Annotated in this window: 16 protein-coding genes and 1 pseudogene; 8 read left to right on the top strand and 9 right to left on the bottom strand. The window is 71.2% G+C overall.

All coding sequences use genetic code 11. From position 1 onward, the window contains the following. The coding region (locus ACFVH2_RS13535) for a biotin/lipoyl-containing protein (protein WP_378475710.1) at positions 1–339 on the bottom strand (339 nt) is incomplete at its 3' end. A gap of 278 nt (positions 340–617) precedes the next feature. On the opposite strand from ACFVH2_RS13535, the gene ACFVH2_RS13540 reads away from it, so the two are divergent. Continuing rightward, a complete protein-coding gene (locus tag ACFVH2_RS13540) occupies positions 618–956 on the top strand; it encodes an oxidoreductase (RefSeq protein ID WP_378424360.1) in 339 nt (112 codons plus the stop codon). Positions 957–1,025: 69 nt separating this feature from the next. On the opposite strand, the gene ACFVH2_RS13545 is transcribed toward ACFVH2_RS13540, so the two are convergent. Continuing rightward, positions 1,026–2,540: a leucyl aminopeptidase gene (locus ACFVH2_RS13545; protein WP_378424362.1), complete on the bottom strand. Its 1,515-nt coding sequence runs from the start codon at positions 2,538–2,540 to the stop codon at positions 1,026–1,028. Positions 2,541–2,701: 161 nt separating this feature from the next. On the opposite strand from ACFVH2_RS13545, the gene gcvT reads away from it, so the two are divergent. Both gcvT and ACFVH2_RS13555 read left to right on the top strand, forming a co-directional pair. Continuing rightward, positions 2,702–3,802 (top strand): glycine cleavage system aminomethyltransferase GcvT, encoded by a 1,101-nt coding sequence (gene gcvT / locus ACFVH2_RS13550; RefSeq protein WP_378424364.1) that lies wholly within the window; start codon positions 2,702–2,704, stop codon positions 3,800–3,802. A 99-nt stretch (positions 3,803–3,901) separates the two neighbouring features. Then, complete coding sequence (locus tag ACFVH2_RS13555) at positions 3,902–5,005, top strand: branched-chain amino acid aminotransferase (protein WP_378424366.1); 1,104 nt, start codon at positions 3,902–3,904, stop codon at positions 5,003–5,005. An 81-nt stretch (positions 5,006–5,086) separates the two neighbouring features. Here ACFVH2_RS13555 and ACFVH2_RS13560 read toward each other — a convergent pair whose 3' ends face one another. The 6 genes and pseudogenes from ACFVH2_RS13560 to ACFVH2_RS13585 form a co-directional block, all read right to left on the bottom strand. Continuing rightward, complete coding sequence (locus ACFVH2_RS13560) at positions 5,087–5,854, bottom strand: hypothetical protein (RefSeq protein ID WP_378424367.1); 768 nt, start codon at positions 5,852–5,854, stop codon at positions 5,087–5,089. Positions 5,855–5,935: 81 nt separating this feature from the next. Continuing rightward, complete coding sequence (locus ACFVH2_RS13565) at positions 5,936–6,706, bottom strand: adenosylcobinamide-GDP ribazoletransferase (protein WP_378424369.1); 771 nt, start codon at positions 6,704–6,706, stop codon at positions 5,936–5,938. A gap of 2 nt (positions 6,707–6,708) precedes the next feature. After that, positions 6,709–7,797 carry a nicotinate-nucleotide--dimethylbenzimidazole phosphoribosyltransferase gene (cobT, locus tag ACFVH2_RS13570; RefSeq protein ID WP_378424371.1) on the bottom strand — a complete coding sequence of 363 codons (1,089 nt, stop codon included), beginning with the start codon at positions 7,795–7,797 and terminating at the stop codon, positions 6,709–6,711. Between the two features lie 32 nt (positions 7,798–7,829). Then, on the bottom strand, positions 7,830–8,291 hold the full coding sequence (locus ACFVH2_RS13575; RefSeq protein WP_378424407.1) for a bifunctional adenosylcobinamide kinase/adenosylcobinamide-phosphate guanylyltransferase: 462 nt from the start codon (positions 8,289–8,291) through the stop codon (positions 7,830–7,832). 84 nt (positions 8,292–8,375) lie between these two features. Then, positions 8,376–8,589, bottom strand: a pseudogene (locus ACFVH2_RS13580) (helix-turn-helix domain-containing protein); the annotation flags it as partial. A 62-nt stretch (positions 8,590–8,651) separates the two neighbouring features. Next, positions 8,652–9,308, bottom strand: coding sequence for a DUF3043 domain-containing protein (locus ACFVH2_RS13585; protein ID WP_378424373.1), 657 nt, complete (start codon positions 9,306–9,308; stop codon positions 8,652–8,654). 58 nt (positions 9,309–9,366) lie between these two features. Here ACFVH2_RS13585 and ACFVH2_RS13590 point away from each other — a divergent pair, with 58 nt between their 5' ends. The 3 genes from ACFVH2_RS13590 (at position 9,367) to ACFVH2_RS13600 (ending at position 12,087) form a co-directional block, all read left to right on the top strand. Beyond that, the gene (locus ACFVH2_RS13590; protein ID WP_378424375.1) at positions 9,367–10,449 is read left to right on the top strand and encodes a glycerate kinase; all 1,083 of its coding nucleotides are present in this window, start codon (positions 9,367–9,369) and stop codon (positions 10,447–10,449) included. A 139-nt stretch (positions 10,450–10,588) separates the two neighbouring features. Next, on the top strand, positions 10,589–10,942 hold the full coding sequence (locus ACFVH2_RS13595; protein ID WP_378424377.1) for a HesB/IscA family protein: 354 nt from the start codon (positions 10,589–10,591) through the stop codon (positions 10,940–10,942). Between the two features lie 179 nt (positions 10,943–11,121). Then, on the top strand, positions 11,122–12,087 hold the full coding sequence (locus ACFVH2_RS13600; RefSeq protein ID WP_378424379.1) for a carbohydrate kinase family protein: 966 nt from the start codon (positions 11,122–11,124) through the stop codon (positions 12,085–12,087). A gap of 69 nt (positions 12,088–12,156) precedes the next feature. On the opposite strand, the gene asnB is transcribed toward ACFVH2_RS13600, so the two are convergent. After that, the gene (gene asnB, locus ACFVH2_RS13605) at positions 12,157–14,082 is read right to left on the bottom strand and encodes an asparagine synthase (glutamine-hydrolyzing) (protein ID WP_378428693.1); all 1,926 of its coding nucleotides are present in this window, start codon (positions 14,080–14,082) and stop codon (positions 12,157–12,159) included. Positions 14,083–14,298: 216 nt separating this feature from the next. Between asnB and ACFVH2_RS13610 the strand changes: the two genes are divergently transcribed. Both ACFVH2_RS13610 and ACFVH2_RS13615 read left to right on the top strand, forming a co-directional pair. Continuing rightward, positions 14,299–15,369 carry a cytochrome c oxidase subunit II gene (locus ACFVH2_RS13610; RefSeq protein ID WP_378428695.1) on the top strand — a complete coding sequence of 357 codons (1,071 nt, stop codon included), beginning with the start codon at positions 14,299–14,301 and terminating at the stop codon, positions 15,367–15,369. 49 nt (positions 15,370–15,418) lie between these two features. Next, positions 15,419–15,835, top strand: coding sequence for a cytochrome c oxidase subunit 4 (locus ACFVH2_RS13615; protein WP_378428697.1), 417 nt, complete (start codon positions 15,419–15,421; stop codon positions 15,833–15,835). The last annotated feature ends 120 nt before the right edge of the window (positions 15,836–15,955 follow it).

A 15,955-nucleotide genomic window follows, 5' to 3' on the forward strand; every position in this document is an offset into this window, starting at 1 on the left:
TGCCGGTGCGGCGGCAGCTGGCGCAGCCACGGGCGCGGCGGGCGGCGGGGCGGCGGGTGCCGGGGCGGCGGCGGGAGCCGGGGCGGCGGCGGGCGCCTCGTCAGCGGATCCGATGATGCCGAGCTCTCCGCCGATCTCGACGGTGTCGTCCTCCTGGGCCACGATCTTGGTCAGGATGCCGGCTGCGGGGGACGGGATCTCCGTGTCGACCTTGTCGGTGGAGACCTCGAGCAACGGCTCGTCTACCGCGACCGTGTCGCCCTCCTGCTTGAGCCACCTGGTGACAGTTCCCTCGGTGACGCTCTCACCGAGAGCCGGCATCTGGACGGAGAAGGCCATGCTTTTGACTCCTCGACAGTTGTGTTCGGGTTGTTGAGTTTGTCGACTTGTGGTCGAAATTCATTGTGCAGTAGTGCAGGTGTCACGGGGCGCGATGCGGTCAGGTGACACACGACCGGGTCGGCTCGCGGCGATGCCAGCTCATCTTTCCATTGTTCACTTCGGGGGGTCCGATGAGGGGCTGGTCACAGGATCCTCATTCCCCTCACAGCAACGGCTGGCAAACTCGAAACTGAGATCCGAAAAACGGACATCGACCCCGGGTGAGGAGGCGCGACGTGGGACTGCTCGACCTTTTCTCGAAGGCTGGCCGCGGCGAACGGCACCGCGGCCGGTCCGACGTGGACGCCCGGTACCTGGCGAACTGGGTGCACTCCCACGTCGGTGTCGAGGCGTACGTCGAGCCGCAGACCACGGTGACGCCCATGACGGTGGTGCTGGTCGCGAACGACGGCGAATGGACCCGCCGCGCGGTGGGCGGCGAGCGGGGGGCCAGGAAGCTCGGCGAAGACCTGAGCATTCCGGTCTACGACGTCCGCAAGACCGGCTATCCGCAGCGCATGCGGGACCACGACGCCCGGCAGAAGATCCTGCGCAACCGCGCCCGCGAAGCATAGGCAGCTCCGCTGCCCGTGAGTGCTTCCGGCGCCTGGGCGGGCCAGAAGCACTCACGGGCGCGGGCGCGCCTAGCCGTTGGCGGCGATGTCCTCGAGCACGCTGATCATCGTGCGGACCGGGACGCCGGTGCCGCCCTTGCCGGTGTAGCCGAACGGACCGCCGGTGTTGTAGGACGGCCCGGCGACGTCGATGTGGGCCCACTGGACGCCCTCGGCGACGAACTCCTTCAGGAAGATGGCGGCCGCGAGCATGCCGCCCCACCGGTGCGGGGTCACGTTCGCCAGGTCCGCGACCTTCGAGTTCAGGTCCGCGCGCAGCTCGGCAGGCAGCGGCATCGGCCACGCGTTCTCGCCGATCTCCTGCGAGATGCGGGCGACCCGGTCGCGGAACTCGTCGGTGCCCATCACGCCGGGCGTGCGGTTGCCGAGCGCGACCATCTGCGCGCCGGTGAGGGTGGCGGTGTCGATCAGGTAGTCGGGCTTCTGTTCGCAGGCCTTGACGATGGCGTCGGCGAGGACGAGCCGGCCCTCGGCATCGGTGTTGATCACCTCGACGGTGGTGCCGCCGTACTGGGTGAGCACGTCACCGGGACGCTGGGCGGTGGACGAGGGCATGTTCTCGGCCATCGGCGCGTACGCGTCGACGGCGACCTTCAGGCCGAGCTTGGCCGCGAGCACGACCGTCGCGATGACGGCCGCGGCGCCGCCCATGTCGGAGGTCATGTTCTCCATGCCCGCGGCGGGCTTGATCGAGATGCCGCCGGTGTCGAACGTGATGCCCTTGCCGACGAGTGCGACCTTCGTGGCGCTGCGTCCGGCGCCCGCGTAGGTCATCCGGACCAGGCGAGGCTGACGCGACGAGCCCTTGCCGACGCCGAGGATGCCGCCGTAGCCGCCCTTGTCGAGCGCCTTCTCGTCGAGCACCTGGACCTTGAGGCCGGCGGCGACGCCGAGCGCCTTGGCGCGGGCGGCGAACTCCTCGGGGTAGAGGTGGCTCGGCGGGGTGTTGACGAACTCGCGTGCGACGGCGACGGCCTCGGCGATCGCGGCCGATCGGGCCAGTTCGTTCTTCGCGGCGGCGGTGCGCGGCGCCGCGACCAGCAACTCGACCCTGCCGAGCGGCCTGCCGGCCGCGCCCGGCGCGGACTTCGCCTTGAACTCGGTGAACGTGTACGCGCCGAGGTAGAAGCCCTCCGCGGCCGCGCCCAGGTCGAGAGTCGACAGCGTGGTCGCGGCCACGGCGGTCCCGGCGAGGGCGCGGGCCGCCGCCCCGGCCGACGCGCGCACCTGCTCCGCGTCGACGGCGTCCGGAGCGCCCAGACCGACGGCGAGCACGCTCGACACCGTCATGCCCGCGGGGGCTGGAATCCGGGTGATCTCCTCGGCCTTGCCGGTCGCGCCGACCGCGACGAGACCGGCGAGCACCGCCTCGGCGGTCGCGTCGTCGAGCACCTCCCCGACCGAGGCCTCGGGCCCGTCGGGACCGGTGGTCAGGCCGATGACGAGAACGTCGACGCGCTTGGCGATCGCGCCCGCGAGGGCGAGCTCGGGGCCGAGCGGCGAATCGGTCTTGGCAGGGCTCACTGGATACTCCTGAGATGTCGGTGATCGGTTGCCCGCAACTGTAGTTCGGTGCCCGTGCGCCCCGCGGGACGCGCACGGGCGGGTGCGGCACCGTCCCCGGTGGGCCGACCGTGCGGTTCGGATGCGCCGACCGTGTTCGGCGTCGACTAGCGTGGTGCCCCATGAGCGATGCGGAACTCCAGCAGGGACCCCTCCACGCCGTGCACACCGAACTCGGCGCGACCTTCGCCCCGTTCGGCGGCTGGCAGATGCCGGTGTCGTACGCCGGCGTGGTGGCCGAGCACACCGCGGTCCGCGAGGCGGCCGGCGTGTTCGACGTCAGCCATCTCGGCAAGGCGCTGGTGGCGGGCCCCGGGGCCGCGGAGTTCGTGAATGCTTCGCTGACAAACGATCTCGGCAAGATCGGTCCCGGCCAGGCGCAGTACACGCTGTGCGCCACCGAGTCCGGCGGCGTGGTGGACGACCTGATCGCCTACTACGTCTCCGACGACGAGGTGTTCCTCGTCCCCAACGCCGCGAACACCGCCGCCGTGGTCGCGAAGCTCGCCGCCGAGGCGCCGGCCGGGGTGGCTGTGACCGATCAGCACCGCGACTTCGCGGTGCTCGCCGTCCAGGGCCCGAAGTCCGCGGAAATTCTTGCCGCGCTTGGCCTTCCGTCGGACATGGACTACATGGCGTTCGCCGACGCGACAGTCGACGGACAGCCGGTTCGGGTGTGCCGGACCGGGTACACCGGCGAGCACGGCTACGAGTTGCTGCCCACGTGGGACGGCGCCGAGGCGGTGTTCAGGGCGCTGGTGACCGCGGTCCGGGCCGCCGGTGGCGAGGTCGCCGGGCTCGGTGCCCGCGACACCCTCCGCACCGAGGCCGGTTACCCGCTGCACGGCCACGAGCTGTCGACCGAGATCTCGCCGCTGCAGGCGCGGTGCGGGTGGGCGATCGGGTGGAAGAAGCCGCAGTTCTGGGGCCGCGAGGCGCTGCTCGCGGAGAAGGAGGCCGGCCCCGCGCGCAAGATGTGGGGCGTCAAGGCGCTCGACCGCGGCGTCCTGCGGCAGGGCCTGTCGGTCCTGCGTGACGGGGCGCCGGTCGGTGAGACCACCTCGGGCACCTTCTCGCCGACCCTCAAGGTCGGCATCGCACTGGCCCTGATCGACTCCGACTCGGGAATCGGCGCCGGCGACCGGGTCGAGGTGGACGTGCGCGGGCGCGCGCTGCGGTGCGAGGTGCTCGCGCCGCCGTTCGTGCCGCTGCACACCAAGTAGCCGCGACCCGGGCTCGGCCGTCGGTACACGAAGGTGAGCGGTGCCCGCAAGGGAGCGGTGGCGAACAGTCGGGCGCGACGCGTTCGATAGGATCGCGACATGACTGGTGTCCTCGAATTCACGCGTGTCCCGCATCCCTCGCCCGCCTCCGAGGCGGAGCGCGCGCAGGTGCTGGCGTCGCCGGGATTCGGGAAGTACTTCACCGATCACATGGTGACGATCGACTACACCGAGGGAGTGGGCTGGCACGACGCCACCGTGCAGCCGTACGGTCCGCTCTCCCTCGACCCGGCGTCCATGGTCCTGCACTACGGGCAGGCGATCTTCGAGGGTCTCAAGGCGTACCGGCAGCAGGACGGCACGATCTCCTCCTTCCGGGTCGGCTCCAACGCCGAGCGGCTGCGTACCTCGGCGCGCCGGCTGGAGATGCCCGAGCTGCCCGAGGAGTTGTTCCTGCGCTCGGTCACCGAGCTGCTCGCGGTGGACAAGGACTGGGTGCCCGCCGCGGGCGGCGAGGACGCGCTGTACCTCCGCCCGTTCATGATCGCCACCGAGGTGGGCCTCGGCGTGCGCCCGGCGAACTCGTACCGCTACCTGCTGATCGCCTCGCCCGCGGGTGCCTACTTCCCGAAGGGCGTCAAGCCGGTCAGCGTGTGGCTCTCCACCGAGTACGTGCGGGCCGCCCCGGGCGGCACCGGCGCGGCGAAGTTCGCGGGCAACTACGCCGCCTCGCTGGTCGCGCAGGCGCAGGCCGCCGACGAGGGCTGCGACCAGGTGGTGTGGCTGGACGCGATCGAGCGCAAGTACGTCGAGGAGATGGGCGGGATGAACCTGTTCTTCGTCTTCGGCTCCGGCCCCGACGCGAAGCTGGTCACCCCCGAGCTGTCCGGCTCGCTGCTGCCCGGCATCACCCGCGACTCCCTGCTGACGCTCGCCGCCGACGCCGGCTTCGCGGTCGACGAGCGCAAGATCAGCACCGACGAGTGGCGCGAGAAGGCCGCCTCCGGTGAGATCACCGAGGTCTTCGCGTGCGGCACCGCCGCCGTGATCACGCCCGTCGGCCGGGTCAAGTCCGCCACCGGCGAGTTCAGCATCGGTGGCGGCGAGCCCGGCGCGGTGACCATGGCGCTGCGCGACACCCTCACCGGGATCCAGCGCGGTACCTTCGCCGACACCCACGGCTGGATGAGCACGCTGGCCTGACCGGCGCCTCGACTGCGGCCTACGACCCGAGTGTGGCCCACGACCCGGACGGTCGTGGGCCACAGTCGTTTCCGGGGTCGGTCAGGGGGACGCGGTGGCCCGCTCCGGGGCGGCCACGGGCTCGCGAGCGGGGGCGCGAGTCGTCATGTACATGCCGACGAGTTGGGACATCGACGCGTCGCGCAGGGTGGCGTCGACGTCGTCGCGCCCGAGCAACTCGACCAGCCGTCGGACCGTGCGGACGTCGTCACCCCGCAGGCTGTCCAACCAGTGCTCGACGGGTTCCGGTGGCGTCGGCCGCCCGAAGAGCGGGTACCGCGTGTACAGGCGTCCCCGAATGACCTTGCAGCGCCGTTCCTTGGAGAGGTCGTCGTCCGACCACGTGAAGACGCAGCCCGCCAGCTGCAGCGTGGTCGGTTCGAGCTCCGAGCAGTCCCGCCCGGAGGGCAGGGCCCCGATGACGAGCTCGACGGGGTCGGTTCCCGCCGCGATGGTGAAGGAGATCCGATACTCGTCGTCGAACCTGGTGACCGTGTAGGTCACCCCCGGACAGGTGAGGACGGGGCGGACCGTGCCGGGCTGCGGTTCGGTTCCGTGGCCGTGCGAGTCGACGTCGGGGTAGAGCAATCCCGCGGACTCCGCCGCGAGCAGGATCGTGCCGTCGGGGAAATCGTTGCTGGGACTGCCCGCGGGACAGGAGAATTCGACCGTCTCCGTCGAGTCGGTGCGGGTCCCGATCCAGATTCCGTGCCGGCAGTACTGCGGATTGGTGTCGTAGTCCTCCACGGCGAGGTTCACGGCCCCCGTCGGGCCGCGGCGACGCTCCACCAGTCGCAACCACTGAGTCATGTCGGCCTCCTTCACCGGTGTACCCCACGGTAGGAGCGTGGGCAGGATTCCGGCGCGAGTAGTCGACTACTCGAATGTCCCTCAGGCTCCGACCAGTAGGCCCACGACGGCCATCGTGACACCGACTTCGACCGCCGCCCCGAGCACGTCCCCGGTGATGCCGCCGAACCGGCGCACGCAGTGCCGGGTCGCGGCGACCGTCACCGCGAGCGCGACGGCCACCACGACCGGGCCCTGCCACCAGCGGCCCGGCACCGACCAGATCGACGCGGCCACCAGCGCCAGCGTCCACAGTGCACAGGACCAGCGTCCCTGACTGTCGGCGACCAGGGCGCCGAACCCGGTGGGGGAGGCCGCCGGCACGCCGCGTCGGCACGCCAGCACGACCGCGACCCGCCCGGCGGCCACCGCGACCGCGACCGTGACCCACTGTCCCGCGGTCGCGAGAGCTCCGAACGAAACCGCTTGTGCACCAATGCAGACCACGAGCGCGACCACGCCGAACGGGCCGACACCACCGCCGCGCATCACCTCGAGTGCGCGCTCGGGCGGGCCGTAGCAGCCGAGGCCGTCGACGGTGTCCGCAAGGCCGTCGACGTGCATGCCGCGGCTGAGCAGGGCCAGCGCCGCGACGGCGAGCAGACCGGCCAGCGCCGGATCGAGCGACGCGCCGAGCAGCAGCCACAGCAGACCCGCGGCCACCGCGCCGAACAGCAGCCCGACCAGCGGGGTGGCGGCGATCGCGCGCCGTCCGGCCGCGCGGTCGATCGCCGGGCCGCCGGCGCGGTGCAGGCCGGGCAGCACGGTCAGCCAGGACAGCGCCAGCCGGGAGCCGTCGAGCGCGGTGCGCACGGTCAGTCGGCGGTCGGGGTCGCGGCGGGCTCGTCGTCCTCGCCGGTGCTGACCCCGGCGTCGGCGAACGTCGCCATGTTCGCCAGCGTGGTCACGGCGCCCTGCAGCACGGGCAACGCCATCACCGCGCCCGACCCCTCGCCCAGTCGCATGCCGAGGTCGAGGATCGGATCGAGGCGCAGCCGTTGCAGCGCCAGCGCGTGCGCGGGCTCGGTGGACTTGTGCCCGGCGACCCACCAGTCCCGGGCGCCCGGGGCGAGCCCCTCGGCGACCAGCGCCGCGGCTGTCACCACCACGCCGTCGAGGATCACCGGTGTCCTGCGCAGCGCGGCCTGCGCCAGGAACCCGGCCATAGCGGCCAGGTCGGCGCCGCCGCCGACCCGCAGCAGCGCGACCGGGTCCGCCACGACCGGGCGCACCCGGCGCATCGCGTCTCGGATCGCGGCGGTCTTGCGGGCCCAGCCGGCGTCGTCGACGCCTGTTCCGCGGCCCACTGCGGCGACCGGTTCGGTGTCGGTGAGCGTGGCGATCAGCACGGTCGCGGGGGTGGTGTTGCCGATGCCCATCTCGCCGGCGATCAGCAGGTCCGCCCCGGAGTCGACCTCCTCGTCGGCGATGGCGCGACCGGCTGCGATCGCCCGCGCCACCTCGTCCTCGGTGAGCGCGTCCTCGCGGTCGATGGACCCGCTCGACCGCCGCACCTTGTGCGTGGAGACGGTCGGGTCGGTGTCCGCGTCGACCGCGATGTCGGCGACCCGCACGCCCGTGCCGGTGGTCGCGGCCAGCGCGTTCACCGCCGCTCCGCCGGCGAGGAAGTTCGCCACCATCTGCGCGGTGACCTCGGCCGGGTACGCGGACACCCCGTGCCGCGCGACGCCGTGGTCGCCGGCGAACACGACGACCCGGGGCCTGGCGAACAGTCGCGGCGGGCACTGCCCCTGACAGGCCGCCACCCAGCCGCCGAGCGTCTCGAGCCGACCCAGCGACCCGGCCGGCTTGGTGAGCTGGGTCTGGCGCTCGTCCGCGGCGGCCCGGGCCGCGGCGTCGGGAGGCGTGATCGCGTCAAAGGTGACGTCGGGTTCGCTTGTCACAGTGGGCCTTTCGGAGAAGATGTCGACATCGGTCACTTGAGCTCGAGCGCCAGGCCCGCCACCACGAGCAGGACCTCGTCGCAGACCGCCGCGAGGCGGCCGTTGAGCGCGCCGATCTCGTCGCGGAACAACCGTCCCGAGCGGGTCTCCGGAATCACGCCGAGGCCGACTTCGGGGCTGACCAGTACGAGTCTGCCCGGGTACCGCGCGACCGCGTCGACCAGGTCGTCGCAACGCGGCGCGAGGGTCCCGCGCGGCAACTCCCAGGCCTGCGCGGCGTCCATCTCGGCGGTGAGCCACGTGCCCAGGTCGTCGACGAGGGTGGGGCCGTCGCCCGAGCGCAGGACCGCGGCCAGGCCGGGCCCGGACGCGCTCTCGACCGTGCTCCAGTGTGGGGGTCGGCGGAGCCGGTGCTCGCGGATCCGGTCGGTCCAGTCGTCGTCGCGGGGGTCGGTTCGGGCGGTCGCCACGTAGCGCACCGCGGCGTCGGGCATCAGGGCCTCCGCGTGTCCGGACTTGCCGGAGCGGGCCCCGCCGAGCACCAGGGTGCGGGTCGGTGCGGCGGCGGAGGACACGCGCTAGACGGTACCAACGCCGCCGCGTCCGCCGAACCGTCGGCGGTAGTCGGCGGGCGCGAGCCCGAAGGTGCGGTGGAAGTGGTGTCGCAGCAGCGAGCCGGAACCGAATCCGCATCGGGCCGCGATCTGCATCGCGCCCGGGGTCGGTGTCCTCGGGTGGCTGCTGCACGTGCAGGACGCGTTGGGTGGTAAGCCATTTGGTGGGTGTGGTGCCGGGCCGTGAGACGACGATCGCCGCACCGCTGAGCGCGGTGCGGCGATCGAGGTCGGTCGGCCTCAGACGGCGTCGCCGGGGGAGACCCTCGGCTGCGGGGCACGCATCTTGCGGATCTGGGAGGCGCGCACGAAGGCGTACCAGCCGAGCTTGAACCCGCCGTCGATGCTGTCGGGGTAGCGCTCGCGCACCTGACGGTTGATCCGACGGCCCATCAGGTAGCCCTCGACCACCATGAACAGCATCATGACCAGCATCGCGAGGGTGACGATCGCCTGGATCGCGGGGTTGAGGAACATCGCGAGGATCAGCAGGATCGCCAGCGGCATGAACATCCCGACCAGGTGACGGCGGGAGTCGACGAGGTCGCGGACGTAGGCGCGGACCGGCCCCTTGTCGCGGGGCAGCAGGTACTTGTCCTCGCCCGCGAGCATCCGGGCCCGGCGATCGGCGGCGTCCGCGCGGCGCTCGGCGGAGGCCTGCTTGCGGTCCTCCTTGGAGCCGCGCGTCTGCTTGCGGCGGTCCCGGGCCTCCTTGGCGGTCAGCGGTGCGGGTGCGACCGGGCCGCGCCGCTTGCCCTCGGCCTCGCGCCGGCTCGGCGTCGGACGCCCCTTGCCTGCGGTCTCGGCGGACGGCGACGGCTCGACGGCCGCCGACTCGGCGACCTCGCGGTCCCCGTTGTCGGAATTGTCGGGGTTTCCTCGGCGCAGCAGTTTCACCCCACCAGGCTACTTCCTGCGCGGCACCGACGATCGCGCGCGGTTCTACACTCGTCCGATGCGAGTGCTGATCGCCCCGGACTCCTTCGGCGGCACGCTCACCGCGCCCGCGGCCGCGAGGGCGATGGCTGCGGGCTGGGCGCGGTCGCGGCCCGGCGACCAGCTGATTCAGGCGCCGCAGTCCGACGGCGGCCCCGGCTTCGTCGACGTCATCGCCGCGCGGCTCGGCCCGGCGCGCACCGCGAGAGTGTCCGGCCCGCTGACCGACGAGGTGAGCGCGCGCTGGCTGCTCGCCGACCGCGTCGGCTACGTCGAGGCGGCCCAGGCCTGCGGACTGCACCTGCTGGGGCGGTCACCGGACCCGGGCACCGCCGTCGCGGCGCACAGCCGGGGCGTCGGGCAGCTGGTCGGCGCCGCACTCGACGCGGGAGCCACCACGCTGGTCGTCGGGCTCGGCGGCAGCGGCTGCACGGACGGTGGGCGCGGGCTGATCGGCGCGCTGGCCGGGGGTGTCGAGGGCGCGGAGGCGGTGCGCGCCGTCAGGGATCGGCTGCGGGGGGTTCGGCTGATCGCGGCCACCGACGTCGAGAACCCGCTGCTCGGACCGCACGGCGCGGCGGTGGTGTTCGGCCCGCAGAAGGGCGCGGACGACGCGACCGTCGCGCTGCTCGAGCAGCACAACGCGCGGTGGGCGGACGTTCTCGACTCGGTGGCAGGTCGCGCCGTGACCGACGAACCCGGCGCGGGCGCGGCCGGCGGGATCGGGGCGGCCCTGCTGGCGTTGGGGGCAACGCGCCGCGCCGGCGCCGAGGTGGTCGCCGAGCTGACCGCGCAGGACCGGCTGCTCGCGTCGGCGGACGTCGTGCTCACCGGCGAGGGGCGCTTCGACGACCAGTCGCTGCGCGGCAAGCTCGTCGTCGCGCTGGCGCACGCGGCCCGGCGGCACGCGGTCCCGGTCCTGGTCCTCGCCGGCCAGGTCCGCCTCGACCGGGACGACCCCGCGCTCGCCGCGCTCGGCGAGGTCGAGGTGCACTCGGTCGCCGAGCACGCCGGATCCGTGGCGCTCGCGATGTCGGACGCCGCGCGGCAACTCGACGGACTGGCCGCGGCGGTCGCGCGGCGGTGGTCGGGCGCTCGGTGACCGACGGCGGGGCGGTGACGAGGTGGCGTGGGGCGGCGGGGATACTGCACCGGTGGGAATGCCGCAACGGCAGGAATACCGCGCGGCGGAGTACCGTTGAAGCGTTCACGGGTTTGGTACGAGCGAACAGGGAGAGCCCATGACTGTCCAGAACGAAGAGTCGACCGCGCACAAGGTCGTGATGACCGATGCCGCCGCGGCCAAGGCCAAGGCCCTGCTCGACCAGGAGGGTCGCGACGACCTGGCGCTGCGCATCGCGGTGCAGCCCGGCGGTTGCGCGGGACTGCGCTACCAGCTGTTCTTCGACGACCGTAACCTCGACGGCGACCTCGTCGTCGACTTCGGTGGCGTCAGCCTCGCCGTCGACCGGATGAGCGCACCGTACGTCGAGGGCGCGTCCATCGACTTCGTCGACACCATCGAGAAGCAGGGCTTCACGATCGACAACCCGAACGCCACCGGCTCCTGCGCCTGTGGAGACTCGTTCAACTGATCGAACCCGACTCTGGCGCGGCGTCCCATCCGGGGCGTCGCGCCAGAGTCGTCTTCGGGGGCGGTGTCGTCGGCGCGCGCGGGTCCCGGTGCGGTCGGTCGGGCCGGTGGAGGGCGGGTAGCGTGGAGGCTTCGTGCCGTCGCCCTGGACGCGCACCGTCGAACTGAAAGGTCCCTCGCGTGACAATTGCGGTCACCGGCTCCATCGCCACCGATCACCTGATGCGGTTCCCCGGACGCTTCGCCGATCAGCTCATCGCCGATCAGCTCGCGCACATCTCGCTGAGCTTCCTCGTCGACGACCTGGTGGTCCGGCGCGGCGGCGTCGGCGGCAACATCGCCTACGCGATGGGCGTGCTCGGCGGCGCTCCGCTGCTGGTCGGGGCCGTCGGCGCCGACTTCGCCGAGTACCGAACCTGGCTCGAGGGCAACGGCGTGAACTGCGAGCACGTGCGCGTGTCGGAGACCGCGCACACCGCGCGGTTCGTCTGCACCACCGACGAGGACATGGCGCAGATCGCGTCGTTCTACCCGGGCGCGATGAGCGAGGCCCGCGACATCTCCCTGGCCGATCTGCCTGCAGGCGTCGACCTCGTGCTGGTCGGGGCCAACGACCCCGCCGCGATGGCCCGGCACACCGAGCAGTGCCGCGAACTGGGGCTGCCCTTCGCCGCCGACCCGTCGCAGCAGCTGGCGCGCCTGTCCGGTGCCGAGGCACGCGAGCTGATCGGCGGCGCGAAGTACCTGTTCACAAACGAGTACGAGTGGGCACTGCTGCTGCAGAAGACCGAGCTCACGGAGACCGAGATCGCCGAGCAGGTCGGCCTGCGGGTGACCACGCTCGGCGCCAAGGGCGTCGAGATCGTCGACCGCGAGGGCAACTTCGTGCGGGTCGCCGTCGTGCCGGAGAAGGCGAAGGTCGACCCGACCGGTGTCGGCGACGCGTTCCGAGCCGGCTTCCTCACGGGCCAGAGCGCGGGGCTGAGCCTCGAGCGGTCCGCGCAGCTCGGATCGCTGGTCGCGGTCCTGGTGCTCGAGACGGTCGGGACGCAGGAGTGGACCCTCGACCGCGACGACGCCGTCAAGCGGCTGTCCGAGGCCTACGGACCCGAGGCGGCCGAGGAGATCGGCGCCCTGCTGAAGTAAGGCGGCTACGCCGCCCGTGCGCGGTTGACGAGTCTCAGGACTCGTCAACCGCGCACGGGCGCGGAGCGCCTACACGTGGACCGGGTAGACCGGTTCCTGGATCTGCGGCACGATCCGCTTCTCGACGAAGATGCCGTGCCAGACCATGAAGCACAGCACCGTCCAGAGTCGACGGCTGTGATCCGACGTACCCGCGCGGTGCTCGTTCAGCATCGACGCGACCGCGGCCTTGTCGAAGATGTGGTCGGTCTGCGAGTCCGCGATCTGCTGGTGCGCCCAGTCGAACAGTTCGGTGCCCGCCAGCCAGTGCCGCAGCGGAACGGGGAAGCCGAGCTTGGCGCGGTGCAGCACGTGCGGCGGCACGATGCCCTCGAGCGCCTGCCGCAGCGCGTACTTCGTCGTCGTCTTGGTGATCTTCTGGTCGAGCGGCACCCGCGAGGCGACCTCGAAGACCTCGGTGTCGAGGAACGGCACCCGCAGCTCCAGCGAGTTCGCCATCGTCATCTTGTCGGCCTTGACCAGGATGTCGCCGCGCAGCCAGGTGAACAGGTCCAGGTGCTGCATCCGGGCGACCGGATCCCAGTCCCGGGACTGCGCGTAGATCGGCGCGGTCACGTCCTGATGGGTCCACTCCGGTCGGAAGTCGCGCAGCACGGCCCGCAGCTGCGCGTCGTTGAAGCTGCGCGCGTTGCCGTAGTAGCGCTCCTCGAGCGTCATCGAGCCGCGGTTGAGCAGGCTCTTGCCGCGCGTGCCGTCGGGGATCCGCTCCGACAACTTGCCCGCCGCGCGGCGCAGCGCCTTCGGCAGGTACTCGAACGGCTTGAGCGAGAGCGGCTCCCGGTAGATCGTGTAGCCGCCGAACAGCTCGTCCGCGCCCTCGCCCGAGAGCACCACCTTGACGTGCTTGCGGGCCTCCTTCGCGACGAACCACAGCGGCACCAGCGCCGGGTCGGCGACCGGGTCGTCGAGGTACCAGATGATCTCGGGGATGGACGCCGCGAACTCGGCGGGGGAGACGACCTTGACGACGTGGCGGGCGCCGATCGCGGCGGCCGACTCGGCGGCCACGTCGACCTCCGAGTAGCCCTCCCGCTCGAATCCGGTGGTGAAGGTGATCAGGTTCGGGTTGTGCCGCATCGCCAGCGCGGCGATCGCGGTGGAGTCTATGCCGCCGGACAGGAACGAGCCGACCGTGACGTCCGCGCGCATGTGCTTGGCGACGGAGTCCTCGAGCGCCTCGGCGATCTCGCGGTAGCGGGCCGCCTCGGTGCCCGCCGCGAACGGCCGGACCGGGAACTTGGGTGTGAAGTAGCGGGTGATCCGCGGCGCCTCGCCGGGCCGGACCCAGGCGTAGGAGCCGGACTCGAGCCGGCGGATCTGCGCGTGCAGGGTCTCCGGTTCCGGGACGTACTGCAGCACCGTGTAGTGCTCGATCGCGCGGGGGTCGAGGTCGGTGCCGATTCCGATCACGTCGGCGAGTTCGAGCAGGCTCTTCTTCTCGCTGCCGAACGCGGTGCCGCCGGTGCCGGTGGCCAGGAACAGCGGCTTGATGCCGAACGGGTCGCGCGCGATGAACAGCTCGCGCGTCTCGGTGTCCCAGACCGCGAAGGCGAACATGCCCCGGAGCCGGCGCACGGCGTCGGCGCCCCAGTAGTGGAACGCGGCCACGATGGCCTCGCTGTCGCCCTCGGTGTGGAACCGCGCCCCGTGGTCGCGGGCGAGTTCCTCGCGGATCTCCAGGTAGTTGTAGATCTCACCGTTGAAGGTCAGCGCGTAGCGCGTGGGGTTCTCCGTCGGGCCCCAGCGCAACGGCTGGTGCGAGTGCTCGATGTCGATGATCGAGAGGCGGTTGAAGCCGAAGATCAGGTCGTCGTCGTGCCACGTGCCGTGCTCGTCGGGCCCGCGATGGCGAAGGCAGTGCATGGCCGCATCGACGCGTGCGACGGCGTCGTCGCTGGTGCCGTCGGTGGTCAGTAGTCCGAGCAGTCCGCACACGGCGTCCAATACCTCAATTCAGTCCTGGGGGAGGCTCCATGCTGGTTGGAACAGGTATGGAGCGGATTGCCGAATAGCTCTGCCGAGTATGCCGCAGACTCGCCGGACTGTTGGTTGTGACCCGAGGGTGGATGGGCGCCGGCTTTGGTCTACGCTGCGTAGTATTCGGGCTTCCCGCTGGGCTGCCCTTATTCATTTTGCGGCGATCAGGAAGGCGTGAACGTGGCGCAGAGTCGGATCCTTCGGCGAGCGGGGCTAGCAGTTTCTTTGGGCCTAGCCGCCATGCTGCTGTCGGGATGTTCGATCGACAATTCGGTGCTTCGCTTCGGATGGCCGTCGGGCGTTACCCCGCAGGCTGAGCGGATGCGTGAGCTGTGGACCTGGTCGGTCATCGCGGCCCTGTTCATGGGTGTGATCGTGTGGGGCCTGACGTTCTGGGTGGTGATCTTCCACCGGAAGAAGAAGGACTCTCCCGAGTTCCCGCGGCAGACGGCGTACAACGTCCCGTTGGAGCTCTTCTACACGGCGGTTCCGTTCGTCATCATCGCGGTGCTCTTCTACTTCACCGTGGTCGTGCAGAACTACGTCCACGAGAAGAAGGACGACCCGAACGTGGTCGTCGACGTGACGGCGTACCAGTGGAACTGGAAGTTCGGCTACCGCAGCATCGACCTGCGTGAGGGCGGCGCCAAGTACGACGGTGTGGACGTGGCGGCACAGGCCGCCGCCGAGCGCCCGGCCGAGGAGCAGGAAGTCCACGGCAAGATGGTGCCCGGCCCGATCAACGGCAAGAGCGCGAACGACCTGTCGTACCTGCGTTACGACAAGATCGAGACCGTCGGCTCGAGCAACGAGATCCCGATCCTGGTGCTGCCGACCGGCAAGCGCATCGAGTTCAACCTCGCCGCGGCCGACGTCATCCACGCGTTCTGGGTGCCGGAGTTCCTGTTCAAGCGCGACGTGATGCCGAACCCGGAGCAGAACCACTCCGACAACGTCTTCCAGATCAGCGAGATCCAGAAGGAAGGCGCGTTCGTCGGACGCTGCGCCGAGATGTGCGGCACCTACCACGCGATGATGAACTTCGAGGTCCGCGCCGTGAGCCCGGAGAAGTTCGCGAAGTACATCGCGCTGCGCCAGCCGGTCGACGAGGGTGGCCGCGGTCTGACCACCGCGGAGGCGCTCAAGGAGATCGGCGAGGTTCCGGTCGCGACCTCGACGCATCCGTTCAACACGGACCGGACGTACCGCCAGGCCACCAACGTCCTCGAGGGCGAGTACCAGTAGTCGTGCCGACGGCACCCAAGACCCATCAACCGCTGAAGGACGAGCTGATATGAAGATCGAAGCCAAGCTCTTTGAGATTTTGACGGTGTTTTTCATCCTCGTCGGAATCGTGTACGGCGTGTTCACCGCCGCATCGAGGACGGGCATCGAGTGGGCCGGCCTGACCGCCATCGCGCTGTCGGCCGGACTGACCCTGATCGTCGGAACCTACTTCCGGTTCGTGGCCCGTCGCCTCGACACCCGCCCGGAGGACTACGACGACGCCGAGATCTCCGACGGCGCGGGCGATCTGGGCTTCTTCAGCCCGGGCAGCTTCTGGCCGATCCTGGTGGCCGCGTCCGCCGGCTTCGCGGCCGTGGCGCTGGCCTTCTTCCAGCCGTGGATGATCGCCGTCGCGGTGGTGCTGATCCTCGCCTCGGCGGCCGGCCTGGTGTTCGAGTACCACGTCGGACCCGAGAAGCACTGAGCTAGACCATCTGTCACGGCGAGGGCGCCGCACCCCCGCCCGGTGAGGGCCCACCGCCTCGGGTTAATCGCGCCAAACGTCCGCCAGAAGGCCGCGCGGTACCGGGGGGGCCAGGTAGGC

Origin of the sequence: Rhodococcus sp. NPDC127527, from assembly GCF_042672245.1 — a bacterium.
Lineage (GTDB): Bacteria > Actinomycetota > Actinomycetes > Mycobacteriales > Mycobacteriaceae > Rhodococcus_G.